The following is a 20,590-nucleotide window of genomic DNA, read 5'->3' on the forward strand; positions in this document are numbered from 1 at the left end:
CTGACACGCTACGTCCCTGTTTGATAGGCAATGCTGCGTTCGCGCGACGGCGTGTGCACGTCGCCCAATTCGCGGCTGAGGACTGCCCACGCGCGCTCGCGCAAAGCGACGAACGCAGGCGAATGACGAATCGACGCATCGCGCGGACGCGGCAGATCGACCTCGATAATGTCTTTGACCCGTCCCGGCCCGCGCCCCATGATCGCCACGCGATCGGCCAGAAAGATCGCCTCGTCGATGCTGTGCGTGACGAACACCACCGTTTTCGCGCTCTGCTCCCAGATGCCGAGCAACTCCTGCTGCAACGACTCGCGGGTCTGCGCATCGAGCGCGCCGAACGGTTCGTCCATCAGCAGGATTTCAGGGCCGTAGGCAAGCACGCGGGCAATCGCCACACGCTGACGCATGCCGCCCGACAATTGATGCGGGTAGTGATCGGCGAAATCGAGAAGGCCCACGAGTTGCAGAAAACGTTCTGCCTCGCTACGCCGCTGTGCGCGTGCAACGCCGCGAATCTCCAGCCCTGTCTCGACGTTCTTGCGCACGGTGCGCCACGGAAACAGCGCGTAGCCCTGAAATACGAAGCCGAGCTTCTGGCTTGCGACGCCGACCGGCTCGCCGTCGACCGTGACGCTTCCTGAAGTCTGCGGCACGAGTCCCGCGAGAATGCTGAGAAAGGTCGACTTGCCACAGCCGCTCGGACCGAGCACCGCGAGAAATTCGCCGTCGCGGACTTTCAGATCGAAACGATCCAGCACCGTGTGGCGCGAACCATTCGCTTCGTTCGTATAGGTCAGCGAGATGTCGCGCGCAACGATCTTGTCGCGCACGCTCGCAAGTGCGCTCACGCGTTCGCTCATGAACGCTTCCCGCTGCCGGCGATTGCCGTGTTGTTTGCCGTAGTCTGCGTCTGCTTCGGTGCGAGCGGGTTGTACTCGTTCGTATAGACGTCCTTCACCGAGACCTTGCCCTTCGGAATCTTGCCGGCCTGTTCGAGAATATCGATGTAGTACTGGATCGGCGGCTCGGTTACGACCAGGTCCTTCACATACGCATAGCGCTCCACCAGTTTCTCGTCGATGCCCAGACGCTCGGCGGTCAGCTTGCGGGCTTCGTCGGGATGCGCATTGACCCAGTTCCCCGCTTTCGCTATGGCCGCGACAAAATCCTTGACCGCCTGCGGATGCGCACGTGCAAACGCACCATTCACGCTATACGGCGCCATGCCGCCAAGTCCGCGATCTTCGTCCCAATCGCTCCACAATTTATGCAATTGCGGGTCCGCTTCAGCCGCGCCCGAAAACGGCGGATGGATAATCGCAACATCCACATTCTTCGTGACGAGCGCCTGCTGCGACTGATTGTCGGGCACGACGAGCCAGTTCACTTTCGATACGTCAACGCCATGTTGCGTCAAATACTTTTTCGTCACGAATTCCGCGCACGCGCCGAAACTATTGAACGCGATAGTCTTGCCCTCGAAGTCTTTCGGCCCGCGAATGCCTGAATCAGCGCGGACGAAATACTTCATGTGGGGCGCATCCTGCAGCGTCTCGCCACCGGCGGAAATCACCTTGATATCCGCACCGCTCGCGATAGCCGAGATGACGAGCGGCACCATGCGGGTGCCGAAGTCGATCTCACCCGTCCCGACCAACGGAATGATTTGCGGCGCAGAAATCTTGCCGACATATTTGGGACGCGTGCTGGTGTTCTCGAAGTAACCCAGCTTGTCGGCGAGGTAGACGAGATCGAACGCCGGGTTGTCGGGGTACTTGAAGTACGTGATTTCCTGCTTCACCGGCTGACCGCCCGCCGACGCAGAAGTCTGCACTTTGTCGTCCTGAGGCTTACAGCCGCTTTGCAGAATCAGCGCGGATGCAGCGACGACAACGGCCAGCGCTCGCTTTGCGAACAGCGGCCGGTTGGATGAGAGAAGCGCCTTCATGGGATCAGCCTGATTGGGAACACGAGTGGTATGCGGAAATGGCGCCAGCCATTTCTGTGTGCCCAATTTTCTGCGTTTCCCGGTCAATGGCAAACCAACAAAACAAGCTTAGTTTATCTACTGAATCAGAATCGATCGATGTTTTAACGTCTTGATTGATGCAATGACGGAGGTCGTGCGTTAGCACGGTTGCCATTGCGTCGAACGCGTCACGCTTGGCGTCGGTCTTCAATGCATATCTGCATAGATGGTTAGCACGATTTCTTGCTTCGACGAGCCGGGCGCGAACCTTAACATCGAACGATCGTGTCCGTCGCGCAAGCTGGACCACTCTTTTTTTCGCGAGCTATTTTGAGCACTTCTCCTCCACGCCGCCTGCATCTGAACGTCAATATCCTGCATTCCGGTTTCGTCCCCTCCGCCTGGCGATTGCCCGACGCCGATCCGCGCGCGTTCATCGACGTCGCGCATTACGTGCGGGTCGCGCAGATTGCCGAGTCCGCGAAATTCGACGCCGTGTTCCTCGCCGACAACGCGTCGATCGCCGATCAGATCGACTTCCGCCCGATTACCGCGCTGGAACCGACGGTCCTGCTCGCGTCGATCGCGGCGGCGACCACGCACATCGGCGTGATCGGCACAGCATCGACCAGCTACAACGAGCCGTATAACCTCGCACGCCGTTTTGCGACACTCGATCATGTCAGCGGCGGCCGCGCAGGCTGGAATGTCGTGACGACAGCCGATATCGGGTCCGCCCGCAACTTCGGACGCGACACCGTGCCGGTGCACGCCGAACGCTACGCGCGCGCGGACGAATTCACGTCGGTAGTCAAGGCGCTGTGGAATAGCTGGGAAGACGACGCGTTCATCGGCGACAAATCGGCGGGACGTTTTATCGACACGTCGAAGGTTCATCCCATTGAACATCGCGGCGAATGGTTCAGCGTGGCAGGCGCGTTGAATCTGCCGCGCTCGCCGCAAGGACATCCTGTATTGATCCAGGCAGGCGGCTCGGCGGACGGCAGAGAACTCGCCGCACGTCACGCGGAAGCGGTGTTTTCCGCAGCGCAATCGTTCGACGAATCGGCTTCGTATGCGCACGATCTGAAGTCACGCGCGGCGGCATACGGGCGCGGCCCGAACGCGATTCGCGTATTGCCCGGGCTGACTACGATCATCGGCGCGACCGAGGCTGACGCATTGCGCCGTCGCGACGAACTGGTCGATCTGATTCCATGGAGTTACAGCCTCAACCGGTTGGCAGGCATTCTGGGTGTCCCTGCCGATACGCTGAAACTCGATGAACGCCTGCCCGACAATCTGCAATTACCCGGCGGCGGCAATGGCAATCACACGTTCTTCCACGCGACTCTCGCGCAAGCCCGCACGCATGGATACACCGCACGTCAACTGATTCGCGCGCTTGCCGGAGGCGGCGGACATCGCGTGGTCGTCGGCACGCCCGAACAGATTGCCGACGATATCGAGCACTGGTTCAAAGGCGGCGCAGCGGACGGCTTCAATCTGATGCCCGATGCGCTGCCTGACGGCTTGCAGGATTTCGTCGACGGCGTAGTGCCGATTCTGCGTCAACGCGGCCTGTTCCGTAGCGAATACGAAGGCCGCACGTTACGCGATCACTTTGGATTGCAGCGACCGGTGAGTCCGCATGCGAATGCAGAAGCGCCGGTTTTCGCCGCCTGAATCATCACCCGCATCAACAACGCGTCCCCTATTTGCCGGATTCTTCGAGGAGCTTTGCATGAACGCAGCCGCATTGCAGCCAGTCAAGCAGCTTGAAATCCAGCCGCTCTCCGCGCACATCGGCGCTGAAATTCATGGTGTCGATCTGACGCAGAAGCTCGATTCGAACCAGGTCACGCAGATTCGTGAAGCCCTGTTGAAATGGAAAGTCGTGTTCTTCCGCGAGCAGTTTTTGACGCATGAACAACACGTTGCATTCGCTGCGCAGTTTGGCGAACTGACCTTGGGGCATCCCGTGTTCGGTCACGTTGACGGGCATCCCGAGGTGTATTCGATCTCGAAGTACCGCAAAGCAACGCGCTTCGAAGGCCAGACGTTGCAGCGCCCCTGGACCGGCTGGCATACCGACGTGACTGCTGCGGTCAATCCGCCTTGGGCGTCGATTCTGCGTGGCGTGACGATTCCGCCGTACGGCGGCGATACGCAATGGACTAATCTGGTGACGGCCTACGAGAAACTCTCCGCGCCGTTGCGCGCATTCGTCGATGGCCTGCGCGGCCTTCACCGTTTTACGCCACCGGCTGGTGCAAGCGGCACCGATGCGTTCGTCAAAGCGGTCGAACAGCGCGCACTCGTGACCGAGCATCCGCTTGTCAGAGTGCACCCGGAAACCGGCGAACGCGCACTTTACGTGAGTCCGAGCTTCCTGAAATCGATCGTGGACATCACACCTCGCGAGAGCCAGGCGTTGCTCGAACTACTCTGGGAACACGTTACGCGAACCGAATTCACGGTGCGTTTCAAATGGGAAGCTGGCAGCATTGCGTTCTGGGACAACCGCAGCACCGCGCATCTCGCGCCAACAGATATTTTCGATCTCGACTTCGACCGACAGTTGTATCGCACGACGCTGGTCGGCGACATACCGGTCGGTCCCGACGGACGGCAATCGGTGGCGATCGAGGGCACGCCGGTCGGTGCGGCTGCGGCCGTTGCGCTCAATTAACGTTATCGGTTAGCGCTGACGCGCACGGACGCCAAGCGCGCTCCGTGCGTCGATCTGGCGGTAAGCGTGCTAATTCCCGGCGGCCACATACCGGTTCTGCGGACGCCGCAAACCGAGGTTCTCGCGCAACGTGCGTCCGGTGTATTCGTCGCGGAACAATCCCCGCCGACGAAGCTCGGGCAATACCAGTTCGATGAAATCATTGAGTCCATTCGGCAGCACAGGCGGCATCACGTTAAAGCCATCCGCACCGTAATTGACGAAGCGTTCTTCGAGTTCGTCGACAATCTGCGCGGGCGTGCCGACAAGTTGCCAGTGACCACGCGCACCGGCGATCCGCAAATAAAGCTGGCGAATCGTCAGATTTTCGCGGCGGGCCAACTCGATCGTCAGCAATTGACGGCTCTTGCTTGCATTGGTTTCCGGCAATTCTGGAATCGGACCATCGAGCGGATAACCCGACAGATCGAAGCCACCGGTCAGGCCCGAAACCAGCGCGAGTCCTACCTTCGGATCGATCAGCGACTGCAATTCCTCGAACTTCTCCTTCGCTTCGGATTCGCTGCGGCCGACAATCGGAAACACGCCCGGCATGATCTTCAGATCATCGGGACGACGGCGATATTTTTCCAGACGGCCCTTAACGTCCGCGTAAAAATCCACTGCGTCGCGCAAGGTTTGCTGCGCGGTGAAAATGACTTCCGCCGTTCTCGCGGCCAATTCGCGCCCGGCTTCCGACGATCCCGCCTGCACCACCACTGGATGCCCCTGCGGTGAGCGCGCAACATTCAGCGGTCCCTTTACCTGGAAGAAGCGTCCCTTGTGATCCAGTACGTGACGTTTGGCCGGGTCGAAGAAACGGCCCTCCACCTTGTCGCGTACAAACGCATCGTCTTCCCAACTGTCCCACAGTCCCTCGGTCACCTCGGCAAATTCGGCCGCGCGTTCATAACGCTCGGCGTGATCGAAATGTCTGTCGCGATTGAAGTTCTTTGCCTCGTGTTCGTTCGAAGACGTGACCAGATTCCAGCCGGCACGTCCCCCGCTAATATGATCGAGCGACGCGAACTTGCGGGCAATGTGATACGGCTCGTTAAAGCTCGTCGACGCGGTGCCGACCAGACCGATGCGCTCCGTCACCGCAGCCAGTGCGGACAGCAACGTGATGGGCTCGAACTGCGCGACATAACTGTGCGCGGTGCGGCTCAGAAATTCGACGCTGTCCCCGCGCGTGCCCACGCCATCCGCGAGAAAAACGAGATCGAACTTCGCGGCCTCGGCGGCCTGCGCCAGTTCGACATAGTGGCGGAAATTGAGTCCGGCGTCGGCGTGCGTATCGGGATGCCGCCACGCGGCAATGTGATGGCCGGTCGGATAAAGGAACGCGCCGAGGCGCAACTGCCCGCTACGTTTGCTCATGGAATGTCGGCGAAAAGAGGTTGACGGATCGGTGACGCGTCGTGCGCGACGTTGTCGTCACGCTACGTGGTGCGCCATTTCGCATCGGCGACGACGAGCTTTTTAGGAATCAGCTTCAATTCCGTGAACGTGTCGGCAATCTGCTGCTGGTAGTCGATCGTCGCGGCATCGATGGGCTGCACGCCGTAACTCGCCCGATTCAACGCGAGTTCGAGTGTCGGCGCATCGAGACCGACGAGCGGCGACAATTGGCTCGCGACCGCCGGAATATGCGCGCGGCTCCATTGATCGACCTGATCGAGTTCGGCCAATAGCGTATGAAGCAATTGCGGCTGCGTGTCGGCGAACTTTTTTGCGGCGACGTAATACTGCGTGTTGCGCACGAGTCCTTCACCCGTGGTCAGCACGCGAGCGTTGGCCTGCCGTTCTGCTGCGGCCAGATAGGGGTCCCAGATCACCCATGCGTCGATGCTGTTCTGCACGAACGCTGCACGCGCGTCGGCAGGTGTCAGATACACCGGTTGAATATCGTTGTAGGAAAGTCCCGCGTGCTGTAATGCCTTGACCAGCAGATAGTGAACATTCGAGCCGCGATTCAGCCCAACCTTCTTGCCGCGCAAGTCCGCCACCGAGCGAATCGGCGAATCGTGCTGCACAACGATCGCTTCGCCCTTCGGTGCGGGCGGCTCGTTGCCGATATAGACGAAGTCGACGCCTGCCGCCTGCGCGAAAATCGGCGGTGTTTCACCTACGGTGCCGACATCGACCGCACCTGCATTCAGGCCTTCGAGAAGCTGCGGACCCGCCGGAAATTCGAGCCATTGCACCGTCGCGCCTTGCGCCGCGAGGCGCTTTTCGAGCGTGCCCTGCGCCTTCATAACCACAAAATTCCCATATTTCTGAAAGCCGATCCGCAGCACATTGCCATTGGTCTGCGCGTGCGCCCGTTGCAACGGCAATAGCGTACTGGCGGCAAATGCTGCCGCACCCGCAGCGGCCGCTTTGAGCAACGTGCGACGGCGCGACTCCACTGAACCGAGGGTTGCCTGAGTGATCGACGGAATGCGCGGAGCCATAGGATTGCCGGGTCAATATAAATCGAGTGGAAACATACTTATCCCAGCGACGTTACCGGCCTGTGCAACGGACAGCAACCAAGCAAAGCTCATAACGTTATGAGCTCGACGAAGAACATTGGCGGCAATCGTCACTCGATTACTTTCAGTCTCACTACTTTTCGGTTCAATTGAAAAGCAGAATTAGTTGTTTTGGATTCCGAATGCCGAATGATTAACTGTTCCAGTTCCATACTTCGCTGAATCACCGTCACGTGTTCAGCGCGACCGACCTGGTTCTCTCACTCTCCATTCGACATGATGCCTTCCACTTTCCCGGTTTCTTCTTTGAGACGCCGTATCGTCCGCACGCTCGTCGTGATGGCCGCATTCGCTCCTCTCGCCTCGCATGCCGCCGACAGCAGCGCGCCCCATGAACTGCGCGTCGGCTTCGTTCCCGGACCTTATGCCGACGAATTCAAAGCCGGCGTCGAACCGCAGTTGCGCAAGAAAGGCTACACGATCAAATACATCGAGTTCAGCACCGGTCTCGAAGCAAATCAGGCTGTGTATCGCGGGGATATCGTGGCGGACGTGATGCAGCACGAGGTCTATCTGAAGTCGTATAACGACCGCAACGGCACCGATCTCGTCGGCGTGGTGCAGGTCCCGACACCGCCAATGGGCCTCTATTCGACCAGACATCGTTCGCTTGCCGAAGTGAAGCCCGGTGCGCGCGTGGCGGTGCCGAACGACCCGGTGAATCTGGAGCGCGCATTGAAGATCCTGCAACGCATCGGCTGGATCAAGATCAAGCCGAACCCGAATCCCGTCGATGTCACCGAGCAGGACGTGATCGCCAACCCGGCTGGAATCAAGATCGTTCCACTCGATTCAGCGCAGGCGCCTCGTGCGCTGGACGATGTCGATTACGCCGCGATTCAAGGCAATTTCGCGATTTTTAGCGGGCACAAGCTGACCGACGCGCTCGCGCTCGAACAGATGACGCCGCCGTATATCAACCAGGTGGTGGTCCGGGCTGGCAACCGCGACGCACGAGCGACCCAGGATATCGTGCAGGCTTATCAATCTGTGGATTTCCAGCACGCGATTCGCGGCAATCGCTTTTACGATGGCTTCCGTCTTCCGGCGTACTTCGATAAAGACTGAATGTGAAGCATGAGAAGGCGGCTACCTGGCCGCCATTTTTTTCGGCTTATGCAGCTTGCGCGTCGAACGTCTTGCCGGGGATCGCGCTGAGCAGCGTACGCGTGTACTCATGCCGGGGTGCGCGCCAGATCTCAGCGTGATCGCCACTTTCGACAATGCGTCCAGCCTGCATCACATGCACGCGGTCGGCGATATAACGCACTACCGAAAGGTCGTGCGAGATAAACAGATACGCGAGTCCGAGGTCGCGTTTCAATTCCACCAGCAGGTTCAATATCTGCGCCTGGATCGACACGTCGAGCGCGGAAACGGGCTCGTCGCAAATCAATAGATCGGGTTCGAGCACGAGCGCACGCGCAATGCCGATGCGCTGACGTTGACCACCGGAAAACTCATGCGGAAAACGGCCGAGCGCGGACGCTGGCAAACCGACGCGATCGAGAATCGCGGCGATCCGCGTCCGGCGTTGCCTCGCATCGCCGATGCCGTTGACTACCAGCACCGTATCCAGAATCTCCGCCACCGTGCGCCTCGGATTCAGTGATGCGTACGGGTCCTGAAACACCATCTGCACATGACGGCGCAGCGGTCGCAATTCGCGCTCGCGCAGTGGCACCAGATCGGTGCCTCGCAAAAGGATCTGGCCGCCTGCGGCGGGCACGAGCCGCATGATCGCTTTCGACAACGTCGACTTTCCGCAACCGGATTCGCCGACCAGCCCAACCGTTTCGCCGCGCGATATTTGCAGCGATACACCGTCGACCGCCCGCAATGTCGTCTTGCCATGCCGATGCGGATAGTCGATCCGCACGTCGTGTAGCGCAAGTAACGGCGGCTCGTCACCGCCAATTGCAATGGCGGGAAATGCAGGCTCGCCATTCTGACCAGTGCGTGCAGTGCGCGGTATCACGGCAAAAGTCGGCTGGCCGTCGTCGGCGATACCGTGACGGATTTCCGGCAACTTCCACTTGCGATGATGCAGGTCGTCGGCAAGATTGAGCGACGCGCCGAGCAGGCCGCGCGTATAAGCATGTCGGGGTTGCGTGAACAGTTGCGCGACCGTCGCTTCTTCGACTTTCCGGCCCGCCAGCATCACGGCGACGCGATCCGCGTGCTGGGCGACGACGCCGAGATCGTGCGTGATCAGCAGCAGCGACATAGACAGTTCGCGCTTCAGTTCGTCGAGCAGTTCGAGAATGCGCGCCTGAATCGTCACGTCGAGCGCGGTAGTGGGTTCGTCGGCGATCAGCAACCTGGGGCGGCATGCGACTGCCATCGCGATCATCACGCGCTGCCGCTGGCCGCCGGAAAGTTCGTGCGGATAGTCGTGCACACGCCGCTGCGGCTCGGGAATCTGCACCAGTTCAAGCAACTCGACCGCGCGTTTCCATGCGGCTGCCTTCGACAGCGACTCGTGCTGACGCAACGTCTCCACGATCTGCGCGCCAATCGACAGCACAGGATTCAGCGACGTCATCGGCTCCTGGAAAATCATCGAAATCTGCTGCCCCCGCACCGCACGGATTTCCTGCGGCGACAGATCGAGCAATTCGCGACCGTCGAAACGCAGGCTGCCGGTCACGCGGCCTGGCGTCGGCACCAGCCGCATCAGAGACAGCGCCGTAGCCGATTTTCCGCAACCCGATTCGCCGACGAGCGCGAGCGTCTCGCCTTGCGCAATGTCGAAGCTGATTCCACGCACGGCTTCATGCGCGCCGAAACTCACACGCAGATCACGGACTTCGAGCAGGTTTGCCGCGTTATTCACTTGATGCATCCTCAGTAACGTTGTCGGTCGCGAGTTGTTCAGGGGCGTTGACGCAGACGCGGATTGAGCGCGTCGTTCAGGCCGTCGCCGAGAAGATTCAGTGCGAGCACCGCGAGGACGATCGCCGCACCCGGCACCGCCGTCAGATACCACGCGGTCCGCAAGGAGTCGCGCCCGGAGCCGATCATGCCGCCCCAACTGACGACATTCGGATCGCCCATGCCCAGAAACGACAGTGACGATTCGATCAGAATCGCGCTCGCCACCATCACCGATGCGGTGACGATCACCGGCGGCAATGCGTTGGGCAATATTTCGCCGAATATAATGCGCGCGTTGCTGAAGCCCTGGCTGCGTGCGGCCAGCACGAAATCCGCCTGGCGTAGCGTGCGAAATTCCGCTCGCACGATGCGCGCGACGGTGGGCCACGACGCGACGCCAATCGCCAACGCGATGATCGTCACGCTCGGGCTGCCAATCGCGACGATCACGATCACCAGCAAAAACGACGGAATGGTTTGAAAGAGTTCAGTGATACGCACCAGCACGTCATCGATCAATCCGCCAAAAAATCCGCCTGCTGCACCCACCAGCGTGCCGATCACGAGACCGATCGCGGCGGATGATGCGCCGATCAGCAGCGACACGCGCGTACCGTGAGCGATGCCCGCCGCCACGTCACGTCCGAGCGAATCAGTGCCGAGCCAGTATTGATGATCCGTACCGGGCCATTCGAATGGAGCGGCCACCATGTCGAGCGGATCGCCGGGGAACAGATGGTCGGCGAACACGGCGAGCAGAAGGAAAGCCGCCAGCAGAAAAAGCCCCGCGAGCGCTGAAGGGTTACGCAACAACGCACGCCATATTCCACGCCCCTTCGCCGTCGAAGCGGAAATGTCTGTGGCGCTTGCACGGCTGCCGCCAATACGGCCGAGCAGGTTGCCCGCGAGTTGACGTCGCCAAGCCGAGCCGGTCGATTCGACCGGCTCATTCGCAGCAGAAATCAGATTGGGTAAATCGGAAGACATGTCATTCCTCTGGGAAGCGAGTGGGCGGACGCGAGTCGAATCGGACATCACGCGACGCGCGGGTCTAGCCATGCCTGTAATAGATCGACCACCACGTTCGCGATGATCACGAGCAATGAAGACAGCAACAGCACGCCCAGCAGCACGCTGAAATCGCGCGCCATGACTGCGTCGAGTGCGAGGCGTCCGAGGCCTGGCCAGCTGAACACGGTTTCAGTCACCGCAGCACCGCCGAGCAGCGTGCCGAAATGAATGCCGACGATTGTCGTCAACGGCATCAACGCATTGCGCAATACGTGGCGCACGGTCACGCGCCACGGGTGCAATCCTTTTGCCTGCGCGGTGCGGACGAAATCCTGGCGCTGCACTTCGAGCATCGCTGAGCGCGTGAGCCGCGCATAGATCGCAATGAAGAACGTCGACAAGGTCGCGGCAGGTAGCAGCACGTGTTTCGCGGCATCGGCGAAATAGGCGAACCCGTGCAACGACACACCGAGTGTCTGATTACCGCCGCTCGGCAACCAGCCCAGGTGCACCGAGAACAGCACAATGGCGAGCAGCCCGATCCAGAAGCCCGGCGTCGAATAGAAAAACAATGCCAGTACCGACAGCACGCGATCAGGCCACTTGCCGGCCCAATGCGCCATCACCGCGCCGAGCACCACGCCGACCACAATAGCGAACGACAACGCCACGCCCATCAGCAACAACGTATTCGGCAAACGCGACAGGATCAGTTGCATCACCGGCATGTCGTAACGCGGCGAATAGCCGAGACTGAAGTGCGCCAGATGCGACAGATACGACCACAACTGGTGCAGAACCGGTTGATCCAGTCCGAACTTCGCGCGCAGAACCTGCATCGTCTCCAAGGTTGCCGAACCGGATTCACCGGCGAGCACGTCGGCCGCGTCTCCCGGCATCAGCTTCAGCAGAAAGAAGTTCAGGATCACGATACCGATTATGGTCGGCAACGCCTGCCACGCTGTACGCCGCACTATCGCGCCGAAACGCATACCTCGACTCATTGCCGCTCTCCTGTCATGCGTGGGCTCATGCGCTCAGGTAAACATCCGCGAGATTGCCTTCGAGGCCTTGCGCGGACACCGTGTGGTTATGCACACGCCGATTTGCGAGCGTGACCATGCGCGGCGCGACGAGGTTGAGAATCGGCAGATCGCGATAGACGATCTGCTGGAACTGTTGATACAACTCGACGCGCCTGCTCTCATCGGTTTCGACTGACGCCGTTTCAAGCAAGCGGTCGACATCGGCGTTGCTATAGTGCGGCGCGTTCGAAAACGGCACACCGGGTCGAATATTCTTCGACCAGTAAAGACGCTGTACGCCCACACTCGGATCGAACAGCGTATTCACGCCGATGCTCGTGAAATCGAACTGGCGGTCTGCGTACACGCGCTTCAGGAACGCGGGCAGATCCTGCGAGCGCACCGTCACATCGATCCCGACTCGCGAGAGCGCCGACTTCACATAGTCGGCCTGGCGACGGTACATGTCGCCATACGGCAGGAAATCGTGAGTGAGACGGAAGCGCACACCACCGTCCTTACGCGGATACCCCGCTGCATCGAGCAGCTTTTCCGCGCTGCCGATATCGAATGCGTACGGCGCAAGCTTCGCATCGTGATAGGGCGAACCCGGCGTGATCGGCGTGGGCGACAGTTCGGCATAGCCGTATGCAATCGTGCGTTGCACGACTTGCGGATTGATCGCATGCGCAATCGCCTGACGTACCCGCAGGTCTTTTAGAATCGGATGATCGAGATTGAAATCGATCTCCGATTGCGGTTCGAGAAAGCGATAGCCGCGCGTTTCAATGCTCAACTGCGGCAACTGGGTAAGACGCGGCAGGTCGGTCAACGGCACCGGATTTTCGCCGCCCAGATCGAGTGCGCCCGTTTCGAAGGCTGCGGATCGCGCGGCTGCGTCCGGGATCACCTTGAATACGAGGCCGTCGATATAAGGTTTGCCTGCGTCCCAGTAATCCGGATTGCGCTCATAAACGATATTGGCGCCACGGGTCCACGATTTGAAGCGGAACGGCCCCGTACCGATGGGCGCGTTGTTGTGCGGATTGGTCAGCGGATCGCCGGATGCGTACAGGTGCTTCGGTACGATTGGCGATTCTCCTGCCGACAACGCCTTCAGCAGATACGGCGCGGGCTTCGACAACTCGATCACTGCGGTGCGTGCGTCCGGGGTCGCGACTCGCGTGACGTTGGCAAATGTGCTGCGTCCACGCGGATGCACCGACTTGAGCAGCTCGATAGAAAATGCGACGTCAGCCGACGTAAAAGGCTGACCGTCATGCCACTTTACGTTTTGACGCAGTGTGAACGTGTACTTCAGACCATCGGGACTGACGGTCCAGGCAGTCGCCAGTTGCGGCTTTGGCTTCAGATCGAAATCGTAGGCAAGCAGCCCTTCCAGAACTTTCGAACTGGCGACCAGCGCCGGCCCCGTCGTCTGGAAAATCGACACGAGAACCGGCGGCTCCGGGTTAATCAACATGTTTAGCGTGCCGCCCCGCTTCGGCGTCGCGCCTTCGGCTTGCGCGCGAACCAGCGAAGGCAAACCCGTCGCGGCGAGCGCCGCCCCCGATGAAATCAGAAAACTGCGTCGATTCAGCCCTGCCATGTGATCCAGATCCTTTAGCCAGCACGCGCAGGTTTTGCCGCGCGAGATATCGTCATAGTGTGGTCGGCAACGTCGCTGCCGCAGCACTTACGATAAAGCAGCAGCGCTGCCGACAGAACCAATCGTTCCGCATATGCAAAGCAGCAGGCGGACGAAAGGCTTACCAGTAACGTGTGGGATCACTTGATGGTGAAAGCCGCGCGCGAGCGCGACGCCGCCTTTCGGTTTTGACAGGTAGCGCCAATGGCAGTGCAATACCAAAGGCGGTTGCGTCGATGGAAAGGAGATCGATCGAACGGGGGCCGCTAATGACTCGCCGCCCCTGCTTTGGTTGACATGTCGAGTAGGCGAAAAACTAGAACACACGCCCTTCGGTCAGATGCGTGGTCACGCCGTTCAGTTCGTATTCGCCAATGACCCGTGCCTTGTGCAGCAGCGGGTTGTGACTGAAGATGGTTCGCAGATTGCGCCAGTGGCGATCGAAGTTATGCGCGCGCGCCGTCGCCGATGCACCGCCAATCTCGAACAGCCGCTCGCCTGCATACAACGCCAGCTTGCTCACCACCAGTTGCGTCTTGGCCGTGGCGAGCGCGCCTTCCAGCACCAGTTCTTCGGCGTTCGCGGCACCGTTGCGAATCGCTTTCGCCGAGCGGTCCAGCGTCCGCGCATTCTGTTGCACCAGCGCGTCGATAGAGAGGCTATGCGCGGCAAGATCGCCCACTACCTGCTGCACGAAGCCGTCTTCGCGCGCGGACGGTGCCGGACTATGTAACACCGGGCGGCCATGTTCGACGACATAGCGCCGTGCGTCCGCGAGAATATTGCGCACAATGCCCGCTGCCACGGCGACCAGATGCAGTTGACGCAGCGCACTGCCATGACGCCCGGCGAGACTCGTATAGCCGCGCGTCGCCACTTCATGTGCCAGAACCTGCACGTTATCCAGAACGAGACTGCCGCTCGCCGTCATGCGCTGGCCCATGCCGTCCCAGTCGTCGAGTACCGTCAGACCTTCGCGCGACACCGGAATGACAATCGACACTTTCTCGTCGTTTTCGTCCTGTACGTTGATGCGCGCGTAGTCGGAGAACGCAGTGCCGGTCGAATAGTACTTCTTGCCGGTCACGCGGAAATTGTCACCGTCGCGCACGAGTTTCGTGACGATTTCACCGGGACGCGACGTGCCGCGTTCCGTCGACGCACCGCCAAAAATCGCACCACTGCGCACGCGCTCGATCTGCGTGTCGTTGAATGCCGAGCGTGGCGAGAGCAGCAATTGTTCGGTCTGGTCGTAATGGATTCGCAGAGCGTGCGCGACATTCGACTCCGTGGCCGCAATCGACGTAACGACATGAATGAGGTCCTCCAGCGACCCGCCGAGTCCGCCCCACTCAACCGGAAAACGCAGTACGCCTAGCCCCGACTGACGAAACAGGTCGAAACGATCGAACGGCAACTCGCGCCGCGCCTCGCGTTGCGCGGCGTCTTCACCGATTGCTTTGGCCAGCGCTGGCAGTGCGGCCAGTGCGTCGTCGAGTGTCGCTGGCGCTTCAGTTTTGCGGGAGTCCGGCATACATGCTTTCCTTTTATAAGTGCAGACGGATCGCGAACGATCCGCCTATCCGATCAGAGTCTTTCATGGAGCAAGCGGCGAAACCGCGCCTGCTCGCGCAACGAATCAGTATAGGGACGCAGCGATTTTCGCTAAACCAGTGAATTGAGCTATGAATATTCGCCGTGCTGGATTGGGTTCATTTCTATGAATACCCAACCTGATGTTGGTCTGCCCGCCCACGACGTTAATAAGATTCGCAGATAACGATTCGAGGATTCGTTATTGGAACGTGCAACGGTGCATTTCTATACTCGATCCCGGTCAGCACTCACCTTCGACGAGTGCCAAATCTTTAACGAATCCATTCGACTTATGAGCCTACGTCCACTGCACGACCGCCTGATCGTCAAACGTCTCGATCAGGAAACCAAGACCGCCTCGGGAATCGTGATTCCGGAAAGCGCCGCCGAAAAGCCGGACCAGGGCGAAGTTATCGCAATCGGACCGGGCAAGCGCGATAGCGACGGCAAGCGTATCGAACCGGACCTGAAGGTCGGCGAACGTGTGCTGTTCGGCAAATACGCAGGACAGTCCGTGAAGGTGGATGGCGCCGAACTTCTGGTGCTGCGCGAAGAAGACGTCGTCGCTGTCGTCACTCAATAAGGGAATTCCGATCATGGCCGCAAAAGAAATCATTTTTAGCGATGTAGCACGTTCGAAACTCGTCGAAGGCGTGAATATTCTCGCGAACGCCGTCAAGGTGACGCTCGGTCCGAAGGGCCGCAACGTGGTGCTGGAACGCTCGTTCGGCTCGCCCGTCGTGACCAAGGACGGCGTGTCGGTCGCGAAGGAAATCGAATTGCAGGATCGCGTGCAGAACATCGGCGCTCAACTGGTGAAGGAAGTTGCGTCGCGCACCAGCGACGCAGCCGGTGACGGCACGACCACCGCTACGGTGCTCGCGCAAGCCATCGTTCGCGAGGGACAGAAGTATGTCGCGGCAGGTCTGAATCCGCTCGACCTGAAACGCGGCATCGACAAAGCCGTCGTCGCGGCAATCGATGAACTGAAGAAGATCAGTAAGCCGACCACGACAAGCAAGGAGATTGCACAAGTCGCGACCATCTCGGCGAACGGCGAAGAATCGATTGGCCAGAGAATTGCCGAGGCGATCGACCGCGTCGGCAAGGAAGGCGTCATCACCGTTGAAGACGGCAAATCGCTCGACGACGAACTCGACGTGGTCGAAGGCCTGCAATTCGATCGTGGCTACCTGTCGCCGTATTTCATTAACGATCAGGACAAGCAGGTTGCGATTCTGGACAATCCTTTCGTGCTGTTGCACGACAAGAAAGTCTCGAACATCCGCGATCTTTTGCCGGTACTCGAACAGGTCGCGAAAGCAGGCCGTCCGCTGCTCATCATCGCCGAAGATGTCGAAGGCGAAGCGCTCGCCACGCTGGTGGTCAACAACATTCGCGGCATTCTGAAAACGGTGGCGGTCAAGGCACCAGGATTCGGCGACCGCCGCAAAGCGCTGCTCGAAGATATCGCCATCCTCACAGGCGGCCAGGTGATCGCGGAAGAAACGGGTTTGTCGCTGGAAAAAGCGACGCTCGCTGAACTGGGCCAGGCCAAGCGCATCGAAGTCGGCAAGGAGAATACGACCGTGATCGACGGCGCGGGCGAGCGCGCGAACATCGAAGCGCGCGTGAAGCAGATTCGCACGCAGATCGACGAAGCCAGCTCGGACTACGATCGCGAAAAGCTGCAGGAACGCGTCGCGAAACTGGCGGGCGGCGTGGCGGTGATCAAGGTCGGCGGTGCGACTGAAATCGAGGTCAAGGAAAAGAAGGACCGTGTCGACGACGCGCTGCACGCCACACGTGCGGCGGTCGAGGAAGGCATCGTGCCGGGCGGCGGCGTTGCCCTGATTCGCGTGCGAAAGGCGATCAGCGGACTCAAGGGCGTCAACGCCGATCAGGACGCGGGCATCCGCATCGTGCTGCGTGCGCTGGAAGAACCGCTGCGTCAGATCGTGACGAACGCCGGTGAAGAAGCGAGCGTAGTGGTCGCGAGGGTCGCGGAAGGCAGCGGCAATTTCGGCTACAACGCGCAGACCGGCGAATATGGCGACCTCGTGGAATCGGGCGTGCTCGATCCGACCAAGGTCACGCGTACGGCGCTGCAAAACGCGGCATCGGTGGCGTCACTCCTTCTCACGACCGACGCCACCGTGCACGAAGCGCCGAAGGATGCGGCTCCGGCGTCGCCTGCGGGTGGACCTGGCGCGCCAGGTGCCGGCTACGACTTCTGATCTTCCTGTTTTCACCGGCGCATCCGGCACGCCAGTGCGTGCGTGAATGCGCCGGTCGACCTTGCCTGCCACGGAACCATGCGCTATTTCAAACTACTGAAATCTCTGGCGATGTTCGCCGCGTTGGCGACGGCGACGCTTCACGCGTATGCCGATAAACCCGCCGTTATTCGTATTGGCGTCGCTCAACAGGGCATCGGCGACCCGCCAACTTTCGGCGGCTCGCCAGCCGCGACGGTGCAACTACAGCAGCGGCTCGAAAAAGAATTTTCGGCTGACGGCATCAAGGTCCAGTGGCTCTTTTTCAAGGGCGCGGGTCCGGCGGTCAACGAGGCCATCGCCGACAAGTCGCTGGACTTCGCGTTTCAAGGCGACCTGCCCTCGGTACTCGCGCGGGCCAACGGTCTGAAGACACACATCCTGCTGGAGTCCGGCGTTCGCGCCGGCGTCAAGATCGCCGTGCCGCCCGACTCCGACATTCACACGATCAAAGATCTGAAGGGCCGCCGCGTCGGGATATTTCGCGGCACCAATCTGCAACTGGTAGTCGACAACGCGCTCGCCGCGAACAAACTCGACGAACGCGATCTGCATGTGATCAACCTGGACGCCGCAAGCTCGCTCGCGGCACTGGCGTCGAAAGGAATCGACGCATCGACTAACGACTATCACCTTTACAAACTCCGCGACCAGGGGCTCGCGAAGATCATCTACGAATCGCAGAACGATGGCCCGCAATTCACGCGTCAATCGCATCTGCTGGTCGTGGACGACTTCGAGCATGCGCACCCGGACATCGTGCAGCGGGTGGTCAATGCATTCGTCAAGGGTTCGCAATGGTCGTCCGACGAAACGAACCGGGACGCGCTATTCAAGCTGTGGGCGCAAAGCGGCGTGGATGTCGCGCAATGGCAGGCGGAGTTTGCGAACCAGCCGCTGAAGGCACGCAATTCGCCATTGATCGACCCGTTCATCGTCGCGCGCTATAAGTCGGTGGCGCAAGACGCGCTCAAGCTGAAGCTGATCCGCCAACCCGTCGATGTCGACAGCTGGTTCGAGCCGCACTATCTCGACAACGCGCTGCATACGCAAAATCTCGACCACTACTGGACCCGTTACGACGCGGCCGGTAAGCCGCTGAGCTAACTGCGCTAACCCACCACGGAGCGAGACGATGAGCGAAACGGCAATCCCCCTTCCCACCGCGAATGGCGATGCGCGCAGCGCTCAGCGTCACGCTCCGCGCGCACGCAAACGGCTGCGCAAAATCGCCTGGCACGTTGCACCGTGGCTGTTGCCCGCAACGCTATTCGCGCTGTGGACCATCGGCTGCGAGCGGGGCTGGATCGCGCCGCAGATTCTGCCGCCGTCGTCGCGTGTCTACGAAACGTTCGTGGAGCTCGCGCGTAGCGGCGACCTCGCGAGTAACACGCTAATCAGCTTGCAACGCGTGGTATTCGGCTTCGCCATCGGGACGCTGATCGGCTTCGTGACCGGCGCGGCGCTCGGTCTGTCGCGCACGTTCGAAGCGTATGTGCTGCCTGGCTTCAACGCGCTCGTGCAGATTCCCGTGTTGGGCTGGCTGCCGTTTCTGTTGCTGCTGGTCGGCGTGGGTGAACCGCTCAAATACATTCTGATCGCCCACGCCGCGCTGGTGCCGGTCACGCTCAGCACGTTACAGGGCTTCCGGCAGTCGCCGCAGAACCTCGAAGAAGTCGCGCGAGGTTATGGGTACAGCCACTGGCAGCGGATTGTCCACGTCGTGCTGCCCGCTGCCGTGCCGACGCTGGCAACGGGCGTGAGGCTGGCATTTACGAAAGCGTGGCTTGCGCTGGTCGTGGTCGAACTGGTTGCTTCGTCTGAAGGACTTGGCTATCTGATCGTTTATGGCAGGCAACTGTTCCAGCTCGATCTGGTGATGGCGTCGGTCGTCATGGTCGGCGCGATCGGATTCGTCGTGAACCGTCTGCTCGAAGCACTCGAAACGCGTCTGAGGCGCGGCCAGCCGTCCGCGTTTCGGGACTGAAACTGCGTCACCGCAAAGGAGCTCACATGCGCTTTCCTTCGATCTTCACTGCCCGCAACGGACCACCGCCCTGCAGTTGCGATCTGCCCGTCGAGCGAAAAAAGAAAAGCACCTTTCTCAGCCGACGAAGCGCTGCGTGGCGCGGCCTCGTATTGCCCGCTATTGCGGTCGCGCTATGGTCGGCGATATCTGCGTTGCACCTGGTCAAAAGCGGCCTGCTGGTGAGCCCTATGGCGGTTCTGCATGCCGGCACGCAACAACTGCAGAGCGGCGCGTTGGTGCGTGCGTTATCCGCGTCACTGGCACGCGAGGCTTGCGGGTTTGTCATTGGCACAGTCGGCGGATTGCTGCTTGGCGGCCTGCTGGGTTTCTCACCGATCGCGCGGCGGATGGTCGGGCCGAGCTTCGACACGTTCAAGCAGATCTCGCTATTCGCGTGGATTCCGCTGATTTCAGTGTGGTTCGGCCTCGGCGATGCCGCCAAGGTCGTGTTCCTCTCACTCGCGGCATTGCTGCCCGTCACCGCGCACACGTGCGACGGCATTCATGCCGTGCCGCGCAGCTATATCGAAGTGGCTCGCGCGTTCCGCTATACGCGATTGCAACTCGTCGCACACGTGATTCTTCCCGCCGCCCTGCCGTCGATCTTCACCGGCATCTATCTCGCGCTGATCTATTCGTGGCTCGCGACACTTGGCGCCGAGTACCTGCTGGTTTCGGGCAGCGGCATCGGCAATCTGCTGATCGACGGCAGCGAGCAGTTCAGGATGGATCTGGTGCTGCTGGGGATCATCGTCGTCGGCTTGACCGGCTGGGCGCTCAACTCGCTGGCTCGCGCTGTCGAGCGGGCCGTTTTTGCACGGCGAACGGTGCGTCCGTCGCGTGAAGCGACTACGTTGAGCGCATCCTGACGCACACGCTTCAAATGCAGCT

The 20,590-nt window shown here is 60.4% G+C and carries 17 protein-coding genes; 8 read left to right on the forward strand and 9 right to left on the reverse strand.

The window, feature by feature from the left end; all coding sequences use genetic code 11:
* Positions 1 to 8: 8 nt before the first annotated feature.
* Both ABH945_RS30100 and ABH945_RS30105 read right to left on the reverse strand, forming a co-directional pair.
* Entirely contained in the window at positions 9 to 860 is an 852-nt protein-coding gene (locus ABH945_RS30100) for an ABC transporter ATP-binding protein (protein ID WP_074772633.1), read from the reverse strand.
* Complete coding sequence (locus tag ABH945_RS30105; protein WP_429253064.1) at positions 857 to 1,948, reverse strand: ABC transporter substrate-binding protein; 1,092 nt, start codon at positions 1,946 to 1,948, stop codon at positions 857 to 859. Before ABH945_RS30105 ends, ABH945_RS30100 begins: the two co-directional genes overlap by 4 nt.
* Before the next feature lie 351 nt (positions 1,949 to 2,299).
* Here ABH945_RS30105 and ABH945_RS30110 point away from each other — a divergent pair, with 351 nt between their 5' ends.
* Together ABH945_RS30110 and ABH945_RS30115 are read left to right on the forward strand one after the other, a co-directional pair.
* Complete coding sequence (locus tag ABH945_RS30110) at positions 2,300 to 3,655, forward strand: LLM class flavin-dependent oxidoreductase (RefSeq protein ID WP_429253065.1); 1,356 nt, start codon at positions 2,300 to 2,302, stop codon at positions 3,653 to 3,655.
* A 58-nt stretch (positions 3,656 to 3,713) separates the two neighbouring features.
* Positions 3,714 to 4,661, forward strand: coding sequence for a TauD/TfdA dioxygenase family protein (locus tag ABH945_RS30115; RefSeq protein ID WP_429253066.1), 948 nt, complete (start codon positions 3,714 to 3,716; stop codon positions 4,659 to 4,661).
* A 69-nt stretch (positions 4,662 to 4,730) separates the two neighbouring features.
* Here ABH945_RS30115 and ABH945_RS30120 read toward each other — a convergent pair whose 3' ends face one another.
* Complete coding sequence (locus ABH945_RS30120) at positions 4,731 to 6,080, reverse strand: LLM class flavin-dependent oxidoreductase (protein WP_429253067.1); 1,350 nt, start codon at positions 6,078 to 6,080, stop codon at positions 4,731 to 4,733.
* A 62-nt stretch (positions 6,081 to 6,142) separates the two neighbouring features.
* The gene (locus tag ABH945_RS30125) at positions 6,143 to 7,156 is read right to left on the reverse strand and encodes a sulfonate ABC transporter substrate-binding protein (RefSeq protein ID WP_429253068.1); all 1,014 of its coding nucleotides are present in this window, start codon (positions 7,154 to 7,156) and stop codon (positions 6,143 to 6,145) included.
* A 300-nt stretch (positions 7,157 to 7,456) separates the two neighbouring features.
* Here ABH945_RS30125 and ABH945_RS30130 point away from each other — a divergent pair, with 300 nt between their 5' ends.
* A complete protein-coding gene (locus ABH945_RS30130) occupies positions 7,457 to 8,305 on the forward strand; it encodes a MetQ/NlpA family ABC transporter substrate-binding protein (RefSeq protein WP_429253173.1) in 849 nt (282 codons plus the stop codon).
* A 46-nt stretch (positions 8,306 to 8,351) separates the two neighbouring features.
* Here ABH945_RS30130 and ABH945_RS30135 read toward each other — a convergent pair whose 3' ends face one another.
* From ABH945_RS30135 to ABH945_RS30155, 5 genes are all read right to left on the reverse strand, one after another.
* Positions 8,352 to 10,082 (reverse strand): ABC transporter ATP-binding protein, encoded by a 1,731-nt coding sequence (locus tag ABH945_RS30135; protein ID WP_429253069.1) that lies wholly within the window; start codon positions 10,080 to 10,082, stop codon positions 8,352 to 8,354.
* Between the two features lie 29 nt (positions 10,083 to 10,111).
* Positions 10,112 to 11,101, reverse strand: coding sequence for an ABC transporter permease (locus tag ABH945_RS30140; RefSeq protein ID WP_429253070.1), 990 nt, complete (start codon positions 11,099 to 11,101; stop codon positions 10,112 to 10,114).
* A 47-nt stretch (positions 11,102 to 11,148) separates the two neighbouring features.
* Positions 11,149 to 12,129, reverse strand: coding sequence for an ABC transporter permease (locus ABH945_RS30145; RefSeq protein WP_074772612.1), 981 nt, complete (start codon positions 12,127 to 12,129; stop codon positions 11,149 to 11,151).
* A 25-nt stretch (positions 12,130 to 12,154) separates the two neighbouring features.
* Positions 12,155 to 13,759, reverse strand: coding sequence for an ABC transporter substrate-binding protein (locus ABH945_RS30150; RefSeq protein WP_429253071.1), 1,605 nt, complete (start codon positions 13,757 to 13,759; stop codon positions 12,155 to 12,157).
* Between the two features lie 355 nt (positions 13,760 to 14,114).
* Positions 14,115 to 15,332 carry an acyl-CoA dehydrogenase family protein gene (locus ABH945_RS30155; RefSeq protein WP_429253072.1) on the reverse strand — a complete coding sequence of 406 codons (1,218 nt, stop codon included), beginning with the start codon at positions 15,330 to 15,332 and terminating at the stop codon, positions 14,115 to 14,117.
* A gap of 354 nt (positions 15,333 to 15,686) precedes the next feature.
* On the opposite strand from ABH945_RS30155, the gene ABH945_RS30160 reads away from it, so the two are divergent.
* From ABH945_RS30160 to ABH945_RS30180, 5 genes are all read left to right on the forward strand, one after another.
* On the forward strand, positions 15,687 to 15,977 hold the full coding sequence (locus ABH945_RS30160) for a co-chaperone GroES (protein ID WP_074772603.1): 291 nt from the start codon (positions 15,687 to 15,689) through the stop codon (positions 15,975 to 15,977).
* A 13-nt stretch (positions 15,978 to 15,990) separates the two neighbouring features.
* Positions 15,991 to 17,631 carry a chaperonin GroEL gene (gene groL, locus ABH945_RS30165; protein WP_429253073.1) on the forward strand — a complete coding sequence of 547 codons (1,641 nt, stop codon included), beginning with the start codon at positions 15,991 to 15,993 and terminating at the stop codon, positions 17,629 to 17,631.
* A 111-nt stretch (positions 17,632 to 17,742) separates the two neighbouring features.
* Positions 17,743 to 18,777 carry an ABC transporter substrate-binding protein gene (locus ABH945_RS30170; protein WP_429253174.1) on the forward strand — a complete coding sequence of 345 codons (1,035 nt, stop codon included), beginning with the start codon at positions 17,743 to 17,745 and terminating at the stop codon, positions 18,775 to 18,777.
* 28 nt (positions 18,778 to 18,805) lie between these two features.
* Positions 18,806 to 19,657: an ABC transporter permease gene (locus ABH945_RS30175; RefSeq protein WP_429253074.1), complete on the forward strand. Its 852-nt coding sequence runs from the start codon at positions 18,806 to 18,808 to the stop codon at positions 19,655 to 19,657.
* Positions 19,658 to 19,683: 26 nt separating this feature from the next.
* Positions 19,684 to 20,568, forward strand: coding sequence for an ABC transporter permease (locus ABH945_RS30180; RefSeq protein WP_429253075.1), 885 nt, complete (start codon positions 19,684 to 19,686; stop codon positions 20,566 to 20,568).
* Positions 20,569 to 20,590: the final 22 nt, after the last annotated feature.

Origin of the sequence: Paraburkholderia sp. GAS333 (assembly GCF_050435665.1) — a bacterium.
Classification (GTDB): domain Bacteria; phylum Pseudomonadota; class Gammaproteobacteria; order Burkholderiales; family Burkholderiaceae; genus Paraburkholderia; species Paraburkholderia fungorum_A.

Coding starts and splice junctions, on each gene's coding strand:
- ABH945_RS30100 (WP_074772633.1), bottom strand. CDS start 860: ATGAGCGAACGCGTGAGCGCACTTGCGAGCGTGCGCGACAAGATCGTT.
- ABH945_RS30105 (WP_429253064.1), bottom strand. CDS start 1,948: ATGAAGGCGCTTCTCTCATCCAACCGGCCGCTGTTCGCAAAGCGAGCG.
- ABH945_RS30115 (WP_429253066.1), top strand. CDS start 3,714: ATGAACGCAGCCGCATTGCAGCCAGTCAAGCAGCTTGAAATCCAGCCG.
- ABH945_RS30120 (WP_429253067.1), bottom strand. CDS start 6,080: ATGAGCAAACGTAGCGGGCAGTTGCGCCTCGGCGCGTTCCTTTATCCG.
- ABH945_RS30125 (WP_429253068.1), bottom strand. CDS start 7,156: ATGGCTCCGCGCATTCCGTCGATCACTCAGGCAACCCTCGGTTCAGTG.
- ABH945_RS30130 (WP_429253173.1), top strand. CDS start 7,457: ATGCCTTCCACTTTCCCGGTTTCTTCTTTGAGACGCCGTATCGTCCGC.
- ABH945_RS30135 (WP_429253069.1), bottom strand. CDS start 10,082: ATGCATCAAGTGAATAACGCGGCAAACCTGCTCGAAGTCCGTGATCTG.
- ABH945_RS30140 (WP_429253070.1), bottom strand. CDS start 11,101: ATGTCTTCCGATTTACCCAATCTGATTTCTGCTGCGAATGAGCCGGTC.
- ABH945_RS30145 (WP_074772612.1), bottom strand. CDS start 12,129: ATGAGTCGAGGTATGCGTTTCGGCGCGATAGTGCGGCGTACAGCGTGG.
- ABH945_RS30150 (WP_429253071.1), bottom strand. CDS start 13,759: ATGGCAGGGCTGAATCGACGCAGTTTTCTGATTTCATCGGGGGCGGCG.
- ABH945_RS30155 (WP_429253072.1), bottom strand. CDS start 15,332: ATGCCGGACTCCCGCAAAACTGAAGCGCCAGCGACACTCGACGACGCA.
- ABH945_RS30160 (WP_074772603.1), top strand. CDS start 15,687: ATGAGCCTACGTCCACTGCACGACCGCCTGATCGTCAAACGTCTCGAT.
- groL (WP_429253073.1), top strand. CDS start 15,991: ATGGCCGCAAAAGAAATCATTTTTAGCGATGTAGCACGTTCGAAACTC.
- ABH945_RS30170 (WP_429253174.1), top strand. CDS start 17,743: ATGTTCGCCGCGTTGGCGACGGCGACGCTTCACGCGTATGCCGATAAA.
- ABH945_RS30175 (WP_429253074.1), top strand. CDS start 18,806: ATGAGCGAAACGGCAATCCCCCTTCCCACCGCGAATGGCGATGCGCGC.
- ABH945_RS30180 (WP_429253075.1), top strand. CDS start 19,684: ATGCGCTTTCCTTCGATCTTCACTGCCCGCAACGGACCACCGCCCTGC.